We start from the raw sequence: 22,907 nt of genomic DNA on the forward strand, positions 1-22,907 counted from the left end.
ATAGTGAAGCAAATCCTGCCAAAAATTATTATTTTTGTAAGCGTATGAAAAGATGGTATCTGTATCCTTTTTCCCTTGGTTATCATGTCGTAACCGGCTTCCGGAACACCCTGTATGACCTCGGGCTTTTTAAATCTACGAAATTCAAAACCCCGATCATTAATGTCGGGAATCTCTCTGTGGGCGGCAGCGGAAAATCACCTATGGTGATGTACCTTGCGCAGTATCTTTCCAAGCATTACCGAACAGGGGTCCTGTCCCGCGGCTATGGAAGGCTGTCGAAAGGATATGCCGTGACCAACTACGAAAGCAACTATAAAACGGTAGGCGATGAGGCCATGCAGCTGTTTGAACGCTTTAAAAACCGTTTTGTGATTGCCGTTTGTGAAGACCGTGTTCCGGGCGCCAAGAAAGTGATTTCAGAAATGGACCTGGATGTGCTTATCCTTGATGATGCCCTCCAGCACAGGGCAATAAAGCCCGGCTTTACCATACTGATGACAGATTTCAATGATCCGTATTTCAGGGACCACCTGCTTCCTGCCGGCGACCTCAGGGAATCCAGGAAAGGTGTCCGAAGGGCAGACATCATCATGGTCAGCAAATGCCCAGATGAACTTACTGAGGAAACAAAACAGTATTATATCTCCAGGATCAGACCGGAGCGCAGCCAAAAGGTATTCTTTTCTTCGATCGGGTATGATGAGAATGTGTATGGAAAAGAAAAAATGCTCCCGGATAACAACCTTAATTATTACGATATCCTTTTGATTACCGGCATTGCCAATCCAAAACCCCTCTTGCAGCATCTAGCAAAATTTTCACAACGGGTCAAGCACCTGAAATTCCGGGACCATCATAATTTTTCTGATGACGATATCAAAAAAATCATAGCGGAATATAAGAAACTGGGTGAATACAAGCTGATCCTGACCACGGAAAAAGATTATGTACGCCTGAAGACCTTTGATTATCTCAGGGATATTGTATATTACTGGCCTATCAATGTCATTATCGACCGCAAAGAAGAGTTCAACCAAATGATCCTTGATTATGTTAGAAAAAATTAAAAAAACATCTGAATTCATCAGGAATATCATTCAGGAAACCCCTGATTTTGCCATTGTGCTGGGTTCAGGATTGGGAAAATTACAGGATGAAATACAGCCAGTCTACATCCTTGAATACAAGGACATCCCGGATTTCCCCCAGACTACGGTGGCCGGACATAGCGGAAGGCTGATCTACGGTTTGCTGGAAGGCAAAAAAGTACTGATGATGAGCGGTCGTTTCCATTATTACGAAGGGCATTCCATGGAAACAGTAGTATTCCCAATCAGGCTCTTCCATGTATTGGGCATTAAAAAACTGATCCTTTCCAATGCTTCAGGCGGCGTGAATAAGGATTACCAAATAGGTGATATTGCCATTGTAAAAGACCACATCAACATGATGCCGGAACATCCGCTCCGCGGTAAGAATATTGACGCTTTCGGTCCCAGGTTTGTAGATATGAGCGAACCATACAGCAGAAGCATGATCGCCACTGCAGAAGAGGTAGCCCGTGAAAACAACATCCATGTGCACCAAGGGGTATATGTTGCCCTTCAGGGTCCTACTTTTGAAACACCGGCAGAATACGGGATGATTAAAGCCATCGGAGGCGATATGGTAGGAATGAGCACTGTGCCTGAGGTTATCGTTGCCCGGCACATGAATATGGAAGTATTCTGTATTTCCGTAATCACAGATCTTGGAGGGCCGGATATCGCGTATGCTGTATCACATGAAGAAGTACTCAACGCAGCCAACAAGGCTATGCCGGATGTAATTTCTCTTGTTAAAGGATTGCTGAAAAAGCTTGGCTGATCATTTATAGAAATTTTCAATCTCTTAAATTTCTCACGAAGACTTCTCAATTGCAATTCATTATTTAGATTTGTACAAAATTTTATTCAAATGAAAAAGTTGTTGCTGTTATTAATGATGGGTATATTCGGGTTGGGCTGTTCACAACAGGCTCCTAAAGTTCTTAAAACAGGATTTTCAAAAGAGGCTTTACAGCAGAAACTCGAAGACGAAGAGGGTAAAAGCATTACCATTCAGCAGATCCTGGATCAGCATAAAGGCAAAGTCGTAGTACTCGATTTCTGGGCAGGATGGTGCAGAGATTGCCTGAAAGCGCTGCCCAAAGCCGAAGAACTGGAAAAGAACAACCCGAATGTTGATTTTGTATTCCTCTCACTTGAAAGGTCGAAAGAAGGTTTTGATAAAAGCTTGGAAAGATTTAACATGAAAGATAAGGCCAATTACTGGTTTGCTTCCGGATGGAAAAATGAATTCAACAATTATGTAGACCTGAACTGGATTCCAAGATATATGGTGATTGATCAAAAATCTGGTATTGCCAAATATTATGCAATATCTCCTGAAGATCCAGAAATCCAATCAACCATTGACAGACTGTCAAAATAAGGAACAGATATCCCAGGCCGTCATTGTATAGATCATTATGCTTATATTTATGACTGATAACTTTTAATCATTATCTCATGATCACCAGAGAAGCTACCTTAAAGGATTTAGATACTCTTCTTGAATTTGAACAGGGTATAATTACTGCAGAAAGGCCTTTTGACAGCACCCTGAAAGAAGGTAAGATCCACTATTATGATCTCCGCAGCTTTATTTTGTCTCCTGATGCTGCTGTAATAGTAGTGGAAGATCAGGATCAGGTGATCGGATCCGGATATGCCCTGATTAAAAAAGCTGAGAAAGATTATAATCAGTTCAAGGAATATGCCTACCTGGGATTTATGTATGTGCTGCCGGAATACAGAGGAAAAGATGTCAATAAAATGATTACCGACGCTTTAATTTCGTGGGCAAAATCAAAAAATATCTCAGAAATACGACTGGATGTCTATGCTCAAAATGAGCCTGCACTGAAGGCATATGAGAAGGCAGGATTCGAACCCTTATTGGTCACTATGCGCTTAAAACCTTAAAAAGAAGCATCTTTAGGCCTGGCAATACTTTGCCAATCGCCCTATGAAATAATAAATGATCCATATCTTTGTGATATGGATCTTCCTTTTCAGATACGCAAAATCATTCATGTGGATATGGATGCGTTCTACGCATCTGTAGAGCAGCATGACAACCCGGCACTGAAAGGGAAAGCCATAGCCGTGGGCGGCCAGCACCGTGGCGTAGTAGCTGCGGCCAGTTACGAAGCAAGGAAATACGGCGTCCGCTCTGCTATGCCCAGCAAAACAGCGAAGGAAAAATGCCCGCATCTTATTTTTGTTCCTCCCCGCTTTCCCCGCTACAAGGAAATTTCAGCCAAAATCAGGGAAATATTTTATGAATATACCGATCTGGTGGAACCGCTATCGCTGGATGAGGCGTATCTGGATGTTACTGAAAACAAAAAAGGAATAGAATCTGCCAATCAGATTGCCAGGGACATCCGCCGCAGGATTTTCGAGGAAACCGGACTTACCGCTTCCGCCGGAATATCCGTAAATAAATTTTTAGCCAAGGTTGCCTCAGACATCAACAAGCCGAACGGGCAAAAGACCATCCATCCGGACCGCATAGAAAGTTTCCTGGAAGAACTTCCGGTAGAGAAATTCTACGGCGTAGGAAAAGTTACCGCTAATAAAATGTTTACCTTAGGTATTTTTAAAGGCAAAGACCTGAAGAAAAAGACACTGGAGGAACTTACCCGGCTTTTCGGCAAGTCAGGATCATATTATTACCATGTGGTACGCGGAGTCCATAATTCCGAGGTAAAGCCCCACCGCATCCAGAAAAGTGTGGCTGTGGAACGTACCTTTTCCGAAGACCTGATGGATGACCAGCAAATCAATGATAAACTGGAAAGCTTAAGTCAGGAGCTCCATCAAAGGCTTCAGAAAAATAATATTCTCGGACGTTCTCTGACCCTGAAGATCAAGTACAAAGATTTTTCTCTGTTTACCCGTAGCATCACCCAGGAAGAATACTTCAATTCACCCGTAAAATACCTTGAAACCGGGAAAAAACTTTGGGAACTCCGCCCGTTTGATAAACCTGTCCGGTTACTGGGCCTTTCAGTATCGCAGCTGAATACCGAAGAAAAAAAGCAGGTTTCAGTTCAACTAAAAATCCCGTTTAAAGAATTCGAAAGGGATTAATGAATTTTTTTCACTATCTTGTAGTAACCAAATTTCAAGAATTTATGAACCAAACGATGATTCAATATTTCCACTGGTATACAGAACAAGGTGGAAAACTCTGGAAACACGCGCAAGAAGAAGCACAACATTTAGCAGAACTGGGAATTACCTCCGTGTGGTTCCCACCGGCATATAAAGGAGCAAGTGGCGGATACTCTATCGGATATGATAGCTATGACCTGTTTGATCTGGGAGAATTTGACCAAAAAGGTACCGTCGCTACCAAATACGGAACCAAGGATGAATATCTCGCTGCCATCAAAACACTGAAAGAACACAATATCCAGATAATCGTGGATATAGTGCTCAACCACAAAGGAGGCGGTGACGAGCTGGAAACTTTTCCTGTGGTTAAGGTAGATGAAAACGACCGGGATAAAATTATCTCGGATGAATTTGAAATACAATCCTATACAAAATTTACATTTCCTGGAAGGAATAAAAAGTACTCTGACTTTGAATGGAACTTTACCTGTTTTAGCGGCGTAGACTATGCAGAGGGCATGGATACGCATATTTATAAGATCAAATCCGAATATGGGGATACATGGGAGGAAGTGATCGGTGATGAAAAAGGAAATTATGACTACCTTATGTTCAACGATATCGAACACAGAAATCCTCATGTGCGTGAAGAGCTCAATTATTGGGCAAAATGGTATTTTGAACAGACTGATTTTGACGGAGTCCGCCTGGATGCCGTAAAACACATCTCCTATGATTTTTATAAAGAATGGCTGACTTTACTGCGGTCCAATTCCGGCAAGAATATTTTTGCCGTAGGTGAATACTGGGCTCCGGGCCGCCTGCCGCTGCTCCGAAAATACATTGCAGCAACCGAAGGATGCATGAGCCTTTTTGACAGCTCGCTCCATCACAATTTCCATAATGCTTCCAACGAAGGCAATGCATATGACCTGAGAAGAATTTTCGATGAGACGTTAACCAAAGAAGATCCGCTTCACTCGGTTACGCTGGTGGATAACCATGATACGCAGCCATTACAGGACCTGGAAGCTCCTGTGGAAGCCTGGTTTAAACCCCTGGCTTATGCGCTTATCCTATTGAGGCAGGACGGTTATCCATGCGTTTTTTATCCTGACCTGTATGGTGCCCATTATGTAGATAAGGATAAGGAAGGCAATGATCAGGAGATATTCCTGGATAAAGTAGACGGCATTGAGGAAATGCTTAAAGTACGGAAAGATCATGCCTACGGTGAGCAGAGTGATTATTTCGAGGATGCCAACTGCCTGGGCTGGGTGCGTGAAGGCGATGATGAGCATTCTGGATGTGCAGTCGTGCTGAGCAATAAGGATGCCTACGAAAAACCTATGGAAATGGGTGAAAGGTATATCGGGCAAACCTTTTACGATGTATTGGGAAGAACAGAAGATAAAGTGACTATTGACGAAAACGGTTGGGGAACGTTCCCTGTTCCGGCAGGAAATGTCAGTGTCTGGATCGCTGAATAAAAGAAATATACTATACAACCACTCCGCAGAAGTCTGATCCGGTTGCCCTATGAATAAGTTCAACCCATGAAGGATTTCTCCGGAGTGATTATTTTTTACAGATGGTTGATCTTCTCTGAATCGGCTGAAACTCCCTTACTGTATTTTATGCAGTTCCAGGATCTCCGGTAGATCAGAATCATTGCTTATACGTCCGGTCCGGGCAAACTCCGCCCACAAAGTGCGGAGCTTCCTTCCGTTGTTCCGGATATATTCCCAAGGAACATTTTTTAGCAATTCGGAATGCTTCCATGCTTCACGGTTCTCAAAAATCAGTGGCAGGTCGACGCAGTGCGATGCTCCCACAGCATTATTTCTAATTTTGGAATGAATCCTGAATGTATAGATATTCCCGCCACCGGCTGCATAATTTTCCGCGAATATACGTGCAGGCTTTTCGTAAATGGATACGGTGGTGATGCGAACAATCCTGTCAAGAACGCTGTTAGGAAGATACGTATAGATTCCTTTTTCAGCCGTTTTTACATAGAAAGCTGTTTCATCATGGTTAGAACCGATAAGGACATCGTATTGGCGGGCCCTTTCCCTCCACAATGCAAGGCTTTCCTCTTCTTTGCATAAAGGAGCGTATCCGTATTGCAGGCAGAACGGCATGGCTGATTTAAGTCCGTAGCGTAAGGTAGAAGGCAAAAATTTGGTGTATTGCTCCGTCATTTTCAACACCTCCTTTTCATCCTGCATCAATGCGGTATTTCTTAAAAACTCGGCAGACATCTTCTGCCTTTTATGCCTGAACCCTAAAGGTGCACTGTGGATAATCACCCTTCTGAAAAGGTTTTCAATGCCTTCCGAAATCATCAGGTGAGCTACTGCATCCCCTCCGGAAGACTGCCCGAAAAGCGTAATATTTTCCCGGTCACCGCCAAAGGAGGTGATATAGTTTCTGATCCACTTCAGTGCCTCAATAATATCAAACAGCCCTAAATTGGCAGGCCGCCTTTCATCACCGCCCAGAAAGCCGAACAAGCCCAGCCTGTAAGATACTGAAACTACAATGATGTTCTGTTCTTTCACCCAGGCAGCAGGATCCGAAGTAGGCAGGTCGCCGCAGCCTATTTCATAAGAACCGCCATGAATCCATACAACTACGGGAAGCTTTTCATTTTCTGAAAAAGTTTCTGGCCGGGTGACCGTTAAAAACTGGGGTGATTCATTGACCTCAAACTTTTCCGGATCCGTACTGCCGATCAGCCTTTCCAGCAACGGGCTGATATTTTGGGGACAGACCGGTGTTTTATCCGGAACCGATTCGGTTTCAGCATATGGTAGCGGAACAGGCATTTTAAACCGTTCTGAACGGGCATACCTGATGCTTGCCGCCTTAAGGACTCCGTTTTCTTTCAGGGCCTGTATTTTTCCGAATGGGGTATCAAATGTATGAAGGTGTATTGTCTGATTCTTCACTGTAGTCTGCAATGCTCTTTCAGATAAAGATAACATAATTACAGAAATCAGGAATTATGAATGGTGCAAAACTTTATACTGGCTCGGAGAAATCCCGACTTTACTTTTGAACAGCCTGGTAAAATGCTGCGGATACCTGAATCCGAGATCATAGGAAATCTCACTGATGGCCTTTTGTGTATCTTCCATCTGCTCCTGAGCGATGCTGATCAGCGTATTATGGATGTATTCCTGGGCTGAAATCCCAAGTTCTTTTTTAATAAGGTCGCCGAAATAGTTGGCAGACAGATGCAGCTTACCGGCAAAATAACTTACCATTGGGAATCCGATGCTCTTTGGTTTGTCAGATTTGAGGTATTCCACCAGAAGAGCTTCAAACTTTCCTATGACACCCTGGTTGATATGGTCTCGGGTAGCAAACTGACGATCGTAAAATCTCATGCAGTAGTTGAGGAAAAGTTCGATATTGCTCACTATTAAAGCCTTGCTGTGCTTGTCGATGGACTGTTCTAATTCCAGCCTGATATTCCTGAAGCATTCCAACACTACCTGCCGTTCTTTTTCCGATAGGTGTAAAGCCTCATGAACATCGTAGGAGAAGAAATTATATTCGCTGATATTTTTACCCAGGTGCGTGCCTTTAATGAGGTCGGAATGAAAGATCAGCGCATAACCGGCCGGCTGAATCGGGGCTCCGTCATTAACTATCCCATAAATCTGTCCCGGAGCTATAAATACCAGTGTTCCCTCCTGATAGTCATAGCTGTGTTTCCCGTAATGAAGATCCCCACAGACAACGTCTTTGAGAAAAACGGTGTAAAATCCATAGGTCCTCCTGAACTGATTTACCGGACCACATTTTGAAAAATCCACAATACTGACCAGCGGATGACGCGTTTCATGCTGCATGAGTGCATTGTATTCTGAAACACTGTTAATAACATCAACTTTCTGACTGCTCATATCCTTTGCTTTATTGCAGATCAAAAATACGATTTCATTTACAGATTGAACAATAACCGTAAAAGTGGTACATCATTCTGTAATTTATATAAGCCATTTTCCCTGAAAAGTGCTGATTTTTGTATATATTTATAAATATTAAAATTTTACTCAAGAACAATGATTTAATAACAGAAGTTTCTTTTAATGAATCGGTTAGGTATATATTTTGAATTACAGCTGCTTTACATTTGAGCCTTTTGATTTTACTGAATGATTTACAACATTAACTAAATATAAAAATTGCATGAATACTTTTACTGTAAAAGCTTATGGCGCAGAATCCACCACTGCAGACCTGAAAGAAATGAATATTGACAGACGGACAGTTACGGCCAAGGATATCGAGATTGAAATCCTGTACTGCGGCGTATGCCATTCGGATCTCCACACGGTACGAAATGACTGGGGAGGCTCCCAGTATCCGGTAGTTCCGGGTCATGAAATCGTAGGAAGAATAACAGCGGTGGGAAGCGAAGTATCCAAGCTTAAGGTAGGCGATCTTGCAGCTGTAGGATGCATGGTAGATTCATGCAGGACATGTGACAGCTGTAAGCAAGACCTGGAACAATACTGCCTCAACGGTTTTACCGGTACCTATAACGGTAAAGACAAACATCTTGGCGGGCATACTTTCGGAGGATATTCTCAAAAAGTGGTGGTAGACGAGCACTTTGTTCTGAAAGTTCCTGAAAACCTGGACCTGGCAGCAGTGGCGCCACTACTTTGCGCCGGAATTACTACCTGGTCACCATTAAGACACTGGAAAGCCGGGCCGGATTCCAAGGTAGCAGTAGTAGGATTAGGCGGACTGGGACATATGGCAATCAAATTAGCAAAAGGACTGGGCGCCGAGGTAACCCTTTTTTCCAGGACACCGGGAAAAACTGAGGATGCAAAAAGGCTTGGTGCAGATCATATCGTGATTTCTACTGATGATGAAGAAATGAAATCTGTAGCCGGAAAATTTGATCTGATCATTGATACGGTTCCTTATGAGCACGATGTTAATCCTTATATGCAAACCCTGACCCTGAACGGCACTTTGGTTCTGGTGGGCTTCGTGGGACAATTTGAAGAGGTTAAGCCAAGTTCCGTACCGATGATTTTTCAGCGCCGTTCCATTGCAGGATCCCTGATCGGCGGAATTGCTGAAACCCAGGAATTACTGGACTTCTGCGGAGAACACAATATTGTTTCTGACATTGAAGTCATTAAAATGCAGGATATCAATACCGCTTACGAAAGAATGCTGAAAAGCGATGTCAAATACCGTTTTGTGATTGACATGCAGTCCCTGCAAAATTAATACAGAATGCCCTTCACCTGAAGGGCATTTTTATTTACTGAATAGTTTTCATATCCTCATACGCCCAGTCTACCATCGCATCGATAACCGGAGACAGCTTTTTGCCGGCTTCACTCAGCTCATAGGTAACATGGGGCGGTACCACCGGCCTTGCGGTCCTGATAATCAGCCCATCAGCCTCCAGCTGCTTCAGATGCTGGATCAGCATTTTCTCAGTGACTTTAGGAATGGCCTTCTTAAGTTCACTGTACCTCTTTTCCCCTGTTGAAAGCTGAAATAAAATAATCGGCTTCCAGAATCCTGATATCTTTTCCATGACATACATCACCGGGCATTGGTCAAGCATATCTTTCCTGTTCTCCTGAATGGTAGAATTTTCTTTAATAGCAGTCATATAATACATACTTTAGGGTAAGTACTTGTAAAAAAGTAAGTACAAATATACCTTTGTTTTCAGAAACAAACCTTATTTATTATGAAAATTATTATTACAGGTTCTTTAGGTAATGTAGCCAGGCCATTAGTACAACAACTCGTATCCGAAGGTCATGAAATTACCGTGATCAGCAGTCAGGAAAGCAGAAAAAATGAAATAGAACGTTTAGGAGCCACGGCTGCCATCGGATCTATCTCAGATGTATCCTTTCTTACAGAAACGTTTAGAGGAGCAGATTCTGCCTTCCTGATGACGCCACCTATGCTGGGCAATCAAAACATCATTAAAAATACAATTGACACAGGAAAGAGCTATGCGGAAGCTATTTCAGCAGCTCATGTTCCGCGTATCGTGATGCTCAGTAGTGTAGGTGCAGACTCACCGGTGGAAAACGGGCCTATTGCAGGCCTTCACCATATCGAAAATATCTACCGGGAGCTGAATGCATCGGCTGCTTTTCTAAGGGCCGGTTACTTTTACATTAATTTGTTCAATGATATTCCCCTGATTAAAAATGCCGGGATCATAGGAGGTAATTATCCTGCTGGCGTTAAAATCCCTTTGGTACATCCAGCTGATATCGCCAAAGCTGCGGCTGAGGAACTGGTAAGGACTTCACCGGATAAAACAATCCGGTATGCTGTAAGTGATTACCGTGAAGCCGGAGACTTTGCCACGGTACTGGGTTCAGCCATCAGCAATCCATCACTGCCATGGATCGAGTTCACGGACCAAGAGGCTTTTGAAGGCATGCTTCAGGCCGGACTTCCCGAGGAAATGGCAAAACTGTATGAAGAAATGGGAAGAGGAATAAGAAACGGTGTCGTACAGAAAGATTTTATCCAGTATGGATTGCCGGTACAAGGCGGAATCAGGCTGGAAGATTTTGCAGAGGAATTTGCAGCGAGATTTAAATAAATAATTAAAGTGTTCCGGCGCGCCTGTGGCGCGCCGAAACACTTTAATAGAACACTGATTTCAGGATACCAATCAATCGTATCACCAATTGAAAAATGACACCAGGCTTATTGCAGTGTTTTCCGTAAAACTTTAATAGTACCGTCAACCGGCTGGGTAATTTTCAGTTTTAAAAGTTCCGCTACGAGCGGATAGACATTCACATTACCGAATTCATTTACAGTCATTCCGGTTCTAAACTCAGGTCCCCATGCAAAGAATGTCGCTTTCATTTCAGGAGTTGTCCTGGGGTCGTATCCATGTTTTCCCACCGTTGTTTTCTTGCCTTTTTCCAGGAAAATCTCAGGGGCTTTCGGAAGAAGCAGGATCTGCCCGATCCGGTGATAACGGTCATCTCTTTCAGCAAAGTGGAGATACCGCGGAAGTTTTTTATCCAGATAAACTTCATAATCAGCTGTTTTGGCAGCTTTCAATGCCTTGTAAACAGATGGTACCTCAGCAGGATTTTTTACATGAACGCTCAGCAGGACCTCGGAGTTGTAATAATCGAACCTGTTCTTATCCATCAGCATCGCCGGAATTTCCAGCGGATGTTCTGTATTGACTCCAATCATTCCATGATCTGAAACAAAGATAAAATTGACATTCTTTAATCCGGTCTCCCGTACTTTTTCCACCAGGCTTCCCACTGCCTGATCAACCAGGTGAACCGCCTCTTCCGTCTGCTTGGCCTCCGGTCCGTAATGGTGACCGGCAGCATCCACTTCAGGAAAATACAGCGAAATAAAATGCGGTCTCCGGTCAGCAGGCATTTTCAACCAGTTGATGACCTTGTCTACTTTTTCCTGTGGACTGAACTTTTCATGGTATGGATAGTAATATGTTGGCCTGGTTCCCCCTGCATCACTTGCCGAACCTACCCACATCATGGAAGCTGACAGCACACCCTGCTTTTCAGCCAGTCCCCATAAAGGGGTACCTCCGTACCAGCTGCCGTCTTCAGCATTTTTTCTGTTGCTTTTTGCGTAGGGTTCCTTCCTGCGGTAATCGTAGAAATAATTATCGATCAATCCGTGATGAGCAGGATAAAGCCCGGTTATAAGGCTCCAGTGATTGGGAAATGTAATGCTTGGATATGCCGGGATCATTGCTTTTGCCTTAACCCCCTGCGAGGAAAGCTTCAGCAGGTTTTCTGCATGGTATTTCCTGGCATAATCATATCGGAACCCGTCTGCGGAAATCATAATTACATAGGGTTTTGCCTCAGCCTCAGCAGTATTGTATCTGCCTGCAACCACTATCTGGGCCGTGTCGACCTCTCCTTTCTGTGCCCATACCGTTACGGACAGCATCAGCAGTAAAAACAGCATTCCTTTCTTCATAATAAAAATTTATGCAAAGGTACTACCTGTACGGAACAAACAAAAAATACTCAGGATTAAAAAAATATTAAATGCCTGCTTATCAGTGTACATAAAAAAAAGCTGATTCAGATCTGAATCAGCTTTCAATATCAGCAGGCCGCCTGAAAAGACCGTCCCTGAATTATTCCTTAATCAATTTTTCATAGGCTGTAGTTCCGTCTTTCAAACGAAGCTCCAGGTAATATGTTCCTGACGTTAAATCTGAAACATCCAGATCCTTTGAGTTGAGTTCGACAGATTTTACCTTTTTTCCTGTCGTTTCATAAATGTCTAAAGATTTTATCTTGTCTGCATTTTTGAAGCTTACCGTTTCTCTGGCAGGATTCGGATATAAGACAATTCCTTTATTTTCAACCGTAATATCACTCGTTCCAAGGGCAGAACTTCTCGTTAAAACAGCATATCCTCTATTGGAATGCTGATTATTCTGTAAAGTTAAGCTGGGTCCTACCGCATAGAAGATGTTAATAGAACTGTTAGAATTGGTGAAAGCCGTATCACCCGTTCCTCCGGCCAGTGACCTTGTGGCTACAATCGTCCTTACTCCTCCGGAGACGGTATTCGATGTAATGGTCCAGTCCTGGGATGCATCAGCGCTGGGTGTTACCCCTATACCTCCGAAAGTATAATCCAGGTTGGTGTTTGTGGTTGAATTTGAATTGTAGATAAATCCGTCAACTCCGGAAGCCATTCCTCCGCTTGTCCCTGTACCGCCGAAACCTAATCCCAGATATCCGGTAGAAGTTCCGGTAAGGGTTAAGGTAACATTGCTGGAAGAAGTAACCATCTTCACCGTCATACCGGAAGATCCTAAGTTTACGGTTCCGGTAGAGAAAAATTGCGCACTTAACGATGAAGCTGCGGCAATTGATAAAGCCAGTAAAAGTTTTTTCATACTTTAATTTTTTAGAAGATTAATAATTTCTTGGTTGTTGGTCTGGAGTGCGTATTCAAAAGGTGTCATTCCCATCTCATCCTTGATGGTTTTATCCGCCTTATGCTGAAGCAGCTGCTCCACCAGTTCTTTATTGCCAAATTTTACCGCCCAGAATAAAGGGGTAGCCCCTGTGGCATCTGCAATATTAGGGTCCGCATTTTTATTGAGGAGATACTGTACGAGTTCTTTGTTATATTTTACCGACAGTCCTGATAAAGCTGTCCCCTCTTTGCTTTTGTAATTAACGTCTTTAACGTTGTCTATCAAAAACTTAGCCACATCAACATTGCCTCTGTAGCATGCCAGGATCAATGGCGAAAAGCCGTTTTCATTAGCCTGATTGATGATGTCAGGATTTTTTTTCATCAGTGTTTTTACCTCCGCCACGGTGCCACTCCTGGCTAAATCATAAATTGATTTTTCCTGGGCAGACAAAAAAGTAAGCGTAATAAAAATAAAAAACGCCGCTAGTGTTTTTTTCATTGTTTTACCAGTTTATAGTTATACTGTACATTCACATTTTCAGCAATCTTCTTGGTGACCATCTTAGGAATGGTTACGTTATAATCTGCAGGCCTGGCCACGAATCCTCCCTGCATGAAAATCTTACCATCTTTGGCATATAAAGTAGCCGTAGAAGTTACGGGCCGTTCAACACCATGAAAATTCATCTTACCCTGAACCGTGTATTTCTGAGGTGAAGCAGTCAGCTTGGACTTATCAAAATTCAGGATCTTTCCGGTAAAAATGGATTTAGGATACTTTCCGGTTTCAGCATAGTTTTCATTGAAATGTTCCTCCATCAGTTTCGTTTTAAAATGAAAGTTTTTCACCATCGATACGGAAGCAATATCCCCGGTATCCGCATTCAGAATCACCACATTGGTGTCATCCTGTGCAAAGATGTCTTCAAACATAGGCACTGAGGCTTCAAAAGTCACCTTTCCTGATTTGGAACTGTATTTCTGCGCTGATAAAATGCCTGAAAACAGTATTGTACAGCTTATTACAATTAATTTTTTCATATTTTATTCTGTTTAGTTTTCTAAAAGGCCGTCCGCCTTCCATTTGATGAATATGTTGATCTGTGTGGCAGATAGAGAGCCGCCCTGAGGCATTTTCAGCGGATCACCGGCTGGCCTCTGAATGCGGTTCAGTATTCCTTCAATATTGTTTTTTGCCTGTGCATAGCTAGCCAGCGGAATTGAGCTTGCCGCAGAATGGCAGGATATGCAGTTGCTTTCCATAATCGGCTTGATATCAGAATTATATCGGATCACAGCAGTTATAGGCGTATTGTCTGAAATCTCTTCATAAGTCCTGCTTTCACATGAAACCAGGAAAGCCAAGACCGGCAGTATGTATAAAAACTTTTTCATGCTAAAAAACTCTGTAAAGGTTAAACCCGAAAAAAATGTGTCCTTTCCCCCAACTCCCGGTGGCATTGGACAGGTATCCTATATCCGAATTGAGCTGAGAATTGGTCAGCAGCAGCTGGAATACGTGTCCTCCGGTTTCAATATCCATTCCCAGCGATAACGGATTTTTGTAATAGCTGTGGGAATCAAAATTCACAAAGTATTCCGCATTGATAGAAACCCTTTTGGAAATCTTGTACCGTCCGCCAAGACCTGTAAGGAACTGGTTATTGTTTTCAATCGAAGGATCATACAGATTTTTATGAATGTAGGAAGGGCTGAGCTGCAGAGAGAACTTATCACTGAACCTTCTGGAGATGAGAGCCTGGGTTAAGTATGAAGACCGGTCGCTGAAGCGGAGGTAAGGATACCTGTCTTTATCCAGATCGGTATTTACTGCCCATACGTTGTATCCTACAACATCTACCGGAAAGTGCTCGTTTTGTTTGGCCAGCTGGTATTTTACCGTGCCTTCAAACGTTTTCATATTGGTTTCCCTGGAGAGGCTGACTGATATACGGTCCGTAATTCCATAAATAGCGCCTAATTTCGTGGAAGCGTCATCAAGGCCGAAAAAGTTTTTAAAACCGGTACTGAGGTCCCCGAAGCGGTGGGCTACCACAATGTACCATTCATTTTTAGCCGTAAGTTTTGTAGATTGCCCCGTAACGATCTGCAACCCTTTAAATGCGGGCTGTGATGTATCCTGACGGGTAGCAGCGGTGTCAATGTCCTTCAGTAGATCCTCCTGTGAGAAGGCAAGCGTTGAAGCAAACATCGACAAAAATAAGAGAGTTTTTGTCATACAAATCAGATAAATTTTGTACAACAAACTTAGAGAGATAAAGGTTCAGAATTGTGTGATAAAAGTCACCGGGCGAATAGTTTTTATCAATAAACGCTATTAATAGTAATATTTTATTGAATCATGCTTATTCCGTCATTCATCAATACCTTAATGCCTGATTTGGTCTGAATGATCTCGCCTTCATTTTCAATTTTCTTCAGCACCCTGCTCACCACTTCCCTTGAAGTCCCCAGATTACTGGCAATTTCCCGGTGAGTGAGTTTTACAGGATTGTTTCCGGTGAGCGAAATCTGTTGGCGGATATAATTGAGTACTCTTTTATCGAGCCTGTGGAATACGGCATCATTGACCATATTCATCACGTCGGAAAACCTTTTGTCATACTCCTGGTAGAACACGCGGTTAATTTCAGGAAACCGGATCAGCCATTCATGGATAACGGAGACGGGGATGAGCATGATTTCAGAGTCTTCTTCGGCTACGGCATACACACGGCTGACGTAGTCTTTAAAAATGGATGTGAAAGTCATCAGGCAGCTGTCACTGTTCCTGATGTAATAATAAACTAGTTCCCTGCCGTCGTTAAGTGTAAAAACCCTCACTGAGCCTTTGATGAGAAAAGGTATAAATTTGTTCTTTTGCCCCTCCCTTACGATTTCTGTTTTCGATTTAATAGTAACGATCACAGCATGCTGTTCTATCTCTTTTAAAAATTCCGCACCCATAAAGCCGAATTTATTGAGAATAAATTGATTATTCACCATATCCTTTGTATCATATCTACCCACAAAGATATACAATTGTAAAGTCTGTATCCTATTTTTTAATCTATTAAAATTATTAATCTTAAAAAAAATTAATATTAAATTTTTTCAGGTTTATTTTCAAGCTATTGAACCTGATGGTTATAGATCTATGATTTTAGAAAACAGGCTGTCTCAAATGAGGCAACCTGTTTTCTAAAAATTATTTCCGATTTTATCCTAATGCCAGGACTTCTTTACTATCAAAAACCCACTTTCCATCTACTTGCTTAAAATAATAAAGTTCAAGCTTTGCACCATGACCTAAAGATTTAATAACTTCAATAGCGGCGTATTGATTATTATTGCTTATTATTAAATTAACAAAAGAGACTTTGATAACATTATCCCTTTTTTGAAAACTATTATCAGTATCTAAAAAAGTTGGATAATGATTGACGCTTGATAATTTTTCAAGTTTAATGCCCCTTTAATATCACTTTTTTGTAGAATAATAATCTTTCCAATCGGTTAATATTTACTCGCAATTTTATAAATTTAATCTAATGAACATTGATGTGTCTTATATACTTAATAATATTAGAGTTTAATTACCTATATAATTTTATAATCGGCTCTGTTCATCAGATTTCTTAATTGATTTTGCAGTTTTAACAGATTGATTTCCGAAGTTGTATTTTAAGGTTAAAGAGAATAGCTGTGTGTCTTGATAATCACTAAAGGAACTGTTCTGATCAGAATATTTAGTCGAAATTTTTTGCTTTGAAGTTTTAAAGATATCATCAAAAAAGAGAGTTGCCTCCAGTTTTTTATTGAAGAATTTTCTGCTCATTACAAGATAAGCAGTCCAAACCCCTGAGTATTCAAAAGTCCCCTGTATTCCAGGTGAGGAGTACTGGTTTCCAAACTCCAATGTCCAGTCTAAAGCTTTGTCTAACGTAAAATTTGTTGACATGCTTGAGTTAAAGACCCAGATCTGTTTTTTGTACAATTGCTGATCAAAACCATAAAAGTAGTTTTCATCGTGGTACAGGTCTGCTGATGTACTTAACGTCCACCACGGTTTTATTTCAAAGTCCTTGGCAATGCTTGAGCCGTAAGCACTGGATTTTTTAATATTGGTGTAACGATACACCAGCATTTTCGTCTCCGGAATCTGGAAATTAAGCTCCATCGAAGGATCGGTTTTCTTACGATAAAACGCTTCGAAGCTCCAGCCTTTATAATCGTATGTGAAATTGACATTGTGCCTAATTGTAGCCTTTAAGTTGGGATCTCCCTGAAAATAAGAAAAGAGATTGAAGTAGGATCTGGCAGGATTTAACCATGAATAATTAGGTCGTGAGATCCTTTTGCCATAGGTTAAACCAAACTGATGTTTGCTTTCTGTAGTATACTGAATATAGGCAGTAGGAAACAACTTTAAATATTGGTTGCTGTTGTTTTCATAAGGTTCACTAACTGTTCCTCTTAAATCCGTATTTTCTGCTCGTAAACCGCCTTTGAAAATCCATTTATCCAAATTTAAAGACAATGATGCATAGGCCGACAAATTAGATTCCCGATAATCGAAAACGTTGCTTTTTTCTGGTTTGTAAGCTAAAATGCCTTTGTCGTCATCGGAAAAATTCAAGATACTGTTTGTTTTTACTACGCTGTATTTTCCACCGGCATCCACTTCCCATTTTTCATTCTTCCAGTTATAATCTGTCTGTTGTGAGAACAATCTGACATCCTGACCACTGTCATTGATAAAAGTCTGAGAAGACGGCAACTGATTGGCAAAATTAAGTGCCGTGAAAATATTTTGATAATTTTTACTGGTATTCGAAATATAGTAGGTGATAAAAGATAATTTACTTTTCCCAAATTGATGATCGGCCTGTAAACTAACATTGTTTTTTGCCGTTCTGCTATGATGATCATTGATCGTTCTATAATAGGACTCCAACATATTTTGGGCATTGTGGATGTTTGTGGGAACATCATAAATTCCGTAAGATTTGGGATCATAAAAACCACGGTATTCCAAGGCAATGGAGGTATTCTCATCAGCCTGGTATTTTATGGAGGTATTGAGTGAATTTTGTTGATCATCAATATCCTTTCTATTAAAAACCCCTTTCCACGTGGTTTGATCTTCGGGATAATAAATATGAGTATTCTGTGCACGATAATAGGTGCCTGATCCGCGCGTATAGCTTGCCATAGCCGATATTCTTTTTTTCTGATAATATTGGGCGATGGTTCCTGTTCCCTTTGGATATATGGATTGCTCATACTTTCCGGAAATGTATCCACGATAACCTTCGAGTTTATTTTCTTTCATCACAAAATTAAGCACTGCACTTCCGGAGGCTTCATATTTCGCAGGCGGATTGGTGATGACCTCTACAGATCTAACGTCACTTCCTTGCGTGTTTTCCAAAAGTGTTTTCAGCTCATCTCCTGTTACCATTACTTTTTTATCATTGATGGTAATAAGGATGTCAGAACTTCCTTTTATCTTGAACTCATTGTTTGAGAAAACAACGCCTGGTGTCTTTTTCAGGATTGCCCATGCACTGAGATTGGAAATATTACTATCTTGTACGTTGAATTCCAAACGGTCAATTTTCCTTTTAATGACCGGTTTTTTCTTGACGATTGCAACTTCGGCAATTTCAGAAACGGCCGATTTTTTGAGCTTGATATTGATGACCTGGTTAGGTTGTAGCAAATCGATCTGCCTTTCAAAACCATTATATTCTAAGTCGTTAACGATCAGTTTTACCTGATTACCGGTAATCTCTTCTATCGTAAAAACACCTTGCTCATTACTTAATAATGTTTTTATCAGTACATTATTGGTGTTATAAATTTCTATCGTGGCCTGAGGAATTGATTGATTTTCCTCATTAGTCACCTTGCCTTCTATTTTATGTTGCTGCGCAAAAGTAATAATAGGTAAACATAATGTTAAAAGAATGTTTTTCATTTGATCTCGTTTAAAGTTTGATTTTAGTACCGCAAAATTGAACTTTGAAAGCAAGAATTTAGGTTAAAAGAAGGTTAAGAAGCGGTTAATGCCGATTTAGCATTACAGAAAATTTTATATTTGACCTATGATTAACAATAATAGAAAGTTGATTGGTATTTTTGCTTTGCTTTTCTTTATTTTAGCGATTATACAGGTCTACTTTTTATATAAAACCTATAAAATAAAAGAAAGCCAGATCTATAGCTCTGTTACAGAAAAATTGGATATCTACCGTGACGATTCTAAAAATGAATATGGACTTCGCAATCACAAGCTTCATGATCTGTTCGTAAAATTTCGAGAAGGAAAAATTTCAAAGAGTCAGTTTATTAAGGATGTTGGCCATTTGAATACGAAATCAACAACCTCCTACAGTAATAAGGTTGACAGCATCTTCAGCAATTCAAAATACGAGGTAGCCAACAGATATGATCTACTGAGCACCAAATACCTTCCTACTGGCAAATACCTTTTTGATGAGCCTGTTACGCTCTTTGAAACAAATCGAAAAGTAGTAAAACCCGGCAAGACCGAAGAAGGCGTGTGGGATACTTCAGCCATAGAAAACGATACTGAAAATAAAAATACATACAGGACAACGATCGCAAATTATTATGAAATAAAGAATATTGAGTCAATTGTGTTCAGAGACCTATGGGCATTAATTCTTTGCTGTATATTAATCTTAACAGCCGTATTATGGATCTTCGTTTTGACCATACGGAATTTAATGATTCAGCAAAAAAAGGTTGAAGTCCTTCACACCGTAGTGGACAATATCGCCCACGAGTTCAAAACACCGATTGCAACTTTGAAAATTGCTGCAAAAGCTTTGGATATAGACTGGGACAGAAATGATCTCCCTTTGGTACAAAGACAGATCAATCGTTTGGAAAATCTAATGATCCAGCTTAGTAGTGATGAAAAGAATGCCTCTGAAATACAAAAAACATTCAACAGAGATTGGAGCGACTTCTTTGAAGATCTGAAGTTTTTACATTCAGACACTGAATTTTGCTTTAGGAATAACACATTCGACAGTCTGCCTTTCAACAAAACAGATATGGAGACCATCATCAAGAATCTTTGCGATAACAGTGTAAAATATGGAGCTCAAAAAGTTGACATTGATGTTGATTCAGTCTACAATCGTTTACAAATTAAAATATCGGACAATGGAAATGGGATTTCAAAATCTGAGCAAAAATATGTTTTTGAAAAATTCTACAGGATTCAGTCCGATAATATTCATAATACAAAAGGATTGGGACTAGGACTTTTTTTGGTTAAAAATATCGTTGAGAAATATGACGGAAAAATAGATCTAAACAGCGAGAAAAATATTGGAACAACTTTTACAATCACATTGCCTTATGAAGACTAAGATCCTTTTGGTAGAAGACGATCATGACTTTGGTCTGATCTTAAAAAAATATCTTGAATTAAGTGGCTTTGAAATATATTGGGTTCAAGATCCTAAGGATGTTTTGCGAAAAGGCATCAATCTACTATCATTCGATATAGGGATTCTTGATATCATGCTTCCTAATATAGATGGCTTTTCTCTTGCTAAAATAATTTTAGAAAGACATCCTGATTTTCCTATTCTTTTTTTGACAGCAAAAAATCAGCAGATCGACAGAATTACAGGTCTTAAAATTGGAGCCGATGATTATATCTCCAAACCCTGTGATCCTGAAGAATTAATCCTTAGAATTAAAAACATTCTTAAAAGATCAATTGTAAAAAATACGAAAGGTGAAATAAAGATTGGAGAATATATTTTGAATGCTGAAAAATTATCATTGTCCCATCACAAAGAAAATGTTCGCATTACCATGCGTGAAAAAGATTTAATAATCTTGTTTTTAAATTATAATCGTCAAACGATAAAACGAGACGAAATCCTGGACAAAATATGGAAGACCAATGACTATTTTACCGGAAGAAGTCTTGATGTTTATATCAGCAAAGTTAGAAAATATTTTCGCCACGACGAAAGTATTAAAATTATATCCATCAGAGGGGTTGGTTTTGAACTGGAATTTCCGGAAAGCTAAATTGTTTGGGCTACTTTTCGGATGTTTAGTAAAATCATATTATGTTTTAGTCCATATTGAAATAAGTTATAGTCTCACAAAACGATGAAAAATTCTAAAGAAAAATTTCAGTTAATAATTATTGATTATTTTATGGAAATTGAAGATTTTATTTCAAAATCAGATAATTCTAGAATAAGATCAAATGAAAAATATAAAATTGCTGAGTCAAAAATTGAAAAACTAACAGATTTTAGAACTTTACTAGATGGATTAATTTTAAAAGTTTCCAAAAATTTTCATACACCTGTAAGTATATTATTAAAAACGTCATCAGCAGCGACCATTTCTTTGCCAAAACCATCGCTAAACTGAATTAGTCAATACTTAATCTGACAGTTATAATCAAATTAAATAACTTTAAAACAGATTAAGTATTGGCTTATTCAACCTAGAGCCAGACCTTTGCAATATTCGCTAGAAATCGAAAGATATCCTATTAAAGAAATAACAGTAAATATTCCCCAAGCATATTTTAATAATGTATAAGTTTTACTGTCATTTTCTGCTTTGGATAGCTCATTAGTAATTGCTTGTTGCTGGTTTTGTTGGAATCTACTTTCACTTTGTTGTTGCTGTTTGGTTCTTGAAATTAACAAATAGCTTCCATAGCTAAACTGTACAACGAATAAAAGAACAAATGGTATTGTTATTCCTCTTTGCAAAGAATGAGTGCTTTTGATGACTAATAAGATGATTGGCAGCAAAAGGATAGAAAATGCCAGCATCAATCGTCCTTGCATTATTTCTCCTTTTGTCCAAATATGAAATTGCTGTAAAAGTTCCATTATTTTAAATTTGCGAAGTAGTTATACCAAATTTTTCTCTGAATGAAACATAAAAATGAGCGAGGTTTTCAAAGCCTAAGTCCAAATAAAAATCAGTCGGCTTTTGTTTTTTATGCTTGATTAAATAATGCGCTTCGTCTAAACGTTTTGCCAACAGCCATTTTTTGGGTGTTGTCCCAAATATTTTGGCAAAATCTCGTTTAAAGCCTGAAAGACTTCTCCCTGTTAGTTTTGCGAAAGATGCGACTGATACATTGAACATATAATTTTGGTTCATAAACTCTTCCAAATCCATTTTGTAAGGCTCAGAAAAATCGAATAGAATTTGTTTAAAATCAGGATTGCATTGAAGTAATAATTCTATGGCTTCCCTGATTTTTAAATCTGCTAATCGTGGCGTTGCTTCTTTTTTCTTATTGATATATGGCGCTAATGAAATGAAATAATTTTGCAGAAAATCATCAGGTTCAAAAAATAATTTTTGCTTACCTGCATATTTTTTGTCAACCACAATTTTGTTTTCCAAGGCATATTGTTGCAATGTTTCCTTATCTAATGTAATTGATAAAAATTGGTATTTCCCAGATTTTGCAGGATATTTTATCGTTCTTATTAATTGATTTTTCCGAACCAATATGATTGTGTTTTCAGAAATTACCGTATTCCCATCAGCGTGAAAAGCCTGTGTTTCACCCGATAATTGAAATCCTAAAAAATGCTCGGGAATAAATTCTTCATTCCCTCTGTCCTTCTCAAAAAGACAGGAATAGACCAATTTATCAAAAATGATTTCACGCTTTGCATCCATACTACAAATATCTTA

General features: G+C 40.0%; 24 protein-coding genes. 11 read left to right on the top strand and 13 right to left on the bottom strand.

Annotation, left to right across the window (positions count from 1 at the left end; all coding sequences use genetic code 11):
- Positions 1–44: 44 nt before the first annotated feature.
- The 6 genes from lpxK to QE404_RS13585 all read left to right on the top strand — a co-directional run bounded on the left by lpxK (position 45) and on the right by QE404_RS13585 (position 5,698).
- A complete protein-coding gene (lpxK, locus tag QE404_RS13560) occupies positions 45–1,070 on the top strand; it encodes a tetraacyldisaccharide 4'-kinase (protein WP_307451304.1) in 1,026 nt (341 codons plus the stop codon).
- On the top strand, positions 1,054–1,869 hold the full coding sequence (locus QE404_RS13565; protein ID WP_307451305.1) for a purine-nucleoside phosphorylase: 816 nt from the start codon (positions 1,054–1,056) through the stop codon (positions 1,867–1,869). The genes lpxK and QE404_RS13565 overlap by 17 nt, the downstream gene beginning before the upstream one ends.
- 90 nt (positions 1,870–1,959) lie before the next feature.
- Complete coding sequence (locus QE404_RS13570) at positions 1,960–2,475, top strand: TlpA family protein disulfide reductase (protein WP_307451307.1); 516 nt, start codon at positions 1,960–1,962, stop codon at positions 2,473–2,475.
- A 77-nt stretch (positions 2,476–2,552) separates the two neighbouring features.
- Positions 2,553–3,008, top strand: a complete 456-nt coding sequence (locus QE404_RS13575; protein ID WP_307451308.1) for a GNAT family N-acetyltransferase — start codon at positions 2,553–2,555, stop codon at positions 3,006–3,008.
- 75 nt (positions 3,009–3,083) lie between these two features.
- Positions 3,084–4,181 carry a DNA polymerase IV gene (gene dinB / locus QE404_RS13580; protein ID WP_307451309.1) on the top strand — a complete coding sequence of 366 codons (1,098 nt, stop codon included), beginning with the start codon at positions 3,084–3,086 and terminating at the stop codon, positions 4,179–4,181.
- A 44-nt stretch (positions 4,182–4,225) separates the two neighbouring features.
- The gene (locus QE404_RS13585; protein WP_307451311.1) at positions 4,226–5,698 is read left to right on the top strand and encodes an alpha-amylase; all 1,473 of its coding nucleotides are present in this window, start codon (positions 4,226–4,228) and stop codon (positions 5,696–5,698) included.
- A 135-nt stretch (positions 5,699–5,833) separates the two neighbouring features.
- Here the strand turns inward: QE404_RS13585 and QE404_RS13590 are convergent, their stop codons facing one another.
- Together QE404_RS13590 and QE404_RS13595 are read right to left on the bottom strand one after the other, a co-directional pair.
- Entirely contained in the window at positions 5,834–7,198 is a 1,365-nt protein-coding gene (locus QE404_RS13590; RefSeq protein ID WP_307451313.1) for a carboxylesterase family protein, read from the bottom strand.
- Positions 7,199–7,216: 18 nt separating this feature from the next.
- Positions 7,217–8,125 (bottom strand): helix-turn-helix domain-containing protein, encoded by a 909-nt coding sequence (locus QE404_RS13595; protein WP_307451315.1) that lies wholly within the window; start codon positions 8,123–8,125, stop codon positions 7,217–7,219.
- Positions 8,126–8,411: 286 nt separating this feature from the next.
- Between QE404_RS13595 and QE404_RS13600 the strand changes: the two genes are divergently transcribed.
- Positions 8,412–9,473: an NAD(P)-dependent alcohol dehydrogenase gene (locus tag QE404_RS13600; protein WP_307451316.1), complete on the top strand. Its 1,062-nt coding sequence runs from the start codon at positions 8,412–8,414 to the stop codon at positions 9,471–9,473.
- Between the two features lie 34 nt (positions 9,474–9,507).
- On the opposite strand, the gene QE404_RS13605 is transcribed toward QE404_RS13600, so the two are convergent.
- Positions 9,508–9,867 carry a winged helix-turn-helix transcriptional regulator gene (locus tag QE404_RS13605; protein ID WP_307451318.1) on the bottom strand — a complete coding sequence of 120 codons (360 nt, stop codon included), beginning with the start codon at positions 9,865–9,867 and terminating at the stop codon, positions 9,508–9,510.
- 81 nt (positions 9,868–9,948) lie between these two features.
- Here QE404_RS13605 and QE404_RS13610 point away from each other — a divergent pair, with 81 nt between their 5' ends.
- Entirely contained in the window at positions 9,949–10,827 is an 879-nt protein-coding gene (locus QE404_RS13610) for an NAD(P)H-binding protein (protein ID WP_307451319.1), read from the top strand.
- Between the two features lie 107 nt (positions 10,828–10,934).
- On the opposite strand, the gene QE404_RS13615 is transcribed toward QE404_RS13610, so the two are convergent.
- The 8 genes from QE404_RS13615 to QE404_RS13650 form a co-directional block, all read right to left on the bottom strand.
- A complete protein-coding gene (locus tag QE404_RS13615) occupies positions 10,935–12,209 on the bottom strand; it encodes an alkaline phosphatase family protein (RefSeq protein ID WP_307451321.1) in 1,275 nt (424 codons plus the stop codon).
- A gap of 163 nt (positions 12,210–12,372) precedes the next feature.
- On the bottom strand, positions 12,373–13,146 hold the full coding sequence (locus QE404_RS13620) for a T9SS type A sorting domain-containing protein (protein WP_307451323.1): 774 nt from the start codon (positions 13,144–13,146) through the stop codon (positions 12,373–12,375).
- A gap of 3 nt (positions 13,147–13,149) precedes the next feature.
- Positions 13,150–13,671, bottom strand: a complete 522-nt coding sequence (locus tag QE404_RS13625) for an ankyrin repeat domain-containing protein (RefSeq protein ID WP_307451324.1) — start codon at positions 13,669–13,671, stop codon at positions 13,150–13,152.
- A complete protein-coding gene (locus QE404_RS13630; protein ID WP_307451326.1) occupies positions 13,668–14,213 on the bottom strand; it encodes a YceI family protein in 546 nt (181 codons plus the stop codon). The genes QE404_RS13625 and QE404_RS13630 overlap by 4 nt, the downstream gene beginning before the upstream one ends.
- A 12-nt stretch (positions 14,214–14,225) precedes the next feature.
- Positions 14,226–14,567 carry a hypothetical protein gene (locus QE404_RS13635; RefSeq protein WP_307451327.1) on the bottom strand — a complete coding sequence of 114 codons (342 nt, stop codon included), beginning with the start codon at positions 14,565–14,567 and terminating at the stop codon, positions 14,226–14,228.
- Position 14,568: 1 nt separating this feature from the next.
- On the bottom strand, positions 14,569–15,411 hold the full coding sequence (locus tag QE404_RS13640; RefSeq protein ID WP_307451329.1) for a DUF5777 family beta-barrel protein: 843 nt from the start codon (positions 15,409–15,411) through the stop codon (positions 14,569–14,571).
- 113 nt (positions 15,412–15,524) lie between these two features.
- Positions 15,525–16,139 carry a Crp/Fnr family transcriptional regulator gene (locus QE404_RS13645; protein ID WP_307453939.1) on the bottom strand — a complete coding sequence of 205 codons (615 nt, stop codon included), beginning with the start codon at positions 16,137–16,139 and terminating at the stop codon, positions 15,525–15,527.
- A 643-nt stretch (positions 16,140–16,782) separates the two neighbouring features.
- On the bottom strand, positions 16,783–19,155 hold the full coding sequence (locus QE404_RS13650) for an outer membrane beta-barrel family protein (RefSeq protein ID WP_307451332.1): 2,373 nt from the start codon (positions 19,153–19,155) through the stop codon (positions 16,783–16,785).
- 127 nt (positions 19,156–19,282) lie between these two features.
- Here QE404_RS13650 and QE404_RS13655 point away from each other — a divergent pair, with 127 nt between their 5' ends.
- From QE404_RS13655 to QE404_RS13665, 3 genes are all read left to right on the top strand, one after another.
- Positions 19,283–20,581, top strand: coding sequence for a sensor histidine kinase (locus tag QE404_RS13655; RefSeq protein ID WP_307451334.1), 1,299 nt, complete (start codon positions 19,283–19,285; stop codon positions 20,579–20,581).
- Entirely contained in the window at positions 20,571–21,257 is a 687-nt protein-coding gene (locus QE404_RS13660; protein WP_307451336.1) for a response regulator transcription factor, read from the top strand. Before QE404_RS13655 ends, QE404_RS13660 begins: the two co-directional genes overlap by 11 nt.
- A gap of 84 nt (positions 21,258–21,341) precedes the next feature.
- Positions 21,342–21,611 carry a hypothetical protein gene (locus tag QE404_RS13665; protein WP_307451338.1) on the top strand — a complete coding sequence of 90 codons (270 nt, stop codon included), beginning with the start codon at positions 21,342–21,344 and terminating at the stop codon, positions 21,609–21,611.
- A 71-nt stretch (positions 21,612–21,682) separates the two neighbouring features.
- On the opposite strand, the gene QE404_RS13670 is transcribed toward QE404_RS13665, so the two are convergent.
- Both QE404_RS13670 and QE404_RS13675 read right to left on the bottom strand, forming a co-directional pair.
- Positions 21,683–22,084 carry a hypothetical protein gene (locus tag QE404_RS13670; protein WP_307451340.1) on the bottom strand — a complete coding sequence of 134 codons (402 nt, stop codon included), beginning with the start codon at positions 22,082–22,084 and terminating at the stop codon, positions 21,683–21,685.
- Between the two features lie 4 nt (positions 22,085–22,088).
- A complete protein-coding gene (locus tag QE404_RS13675) occupies positions 22,089–22,892 on the bottom strand; it encodes a helix-turn-helix domain-containing protein (protein ID WP_307451341.1) in 804 nt (267 codons plus the stop codon).
- Positions 22,893–22,907: the final 15 nt, after the last annotated feature.

This window comes from Chryseobacterium camelliae, from assembly GCF_030818575.1.
Lineage (GTDB): Bacteria > Bacteroidota > Bacteroidia > Flavobacteriales > Weeksellaceae > Chryseobacterium > Chryseobacterium camelliae_A.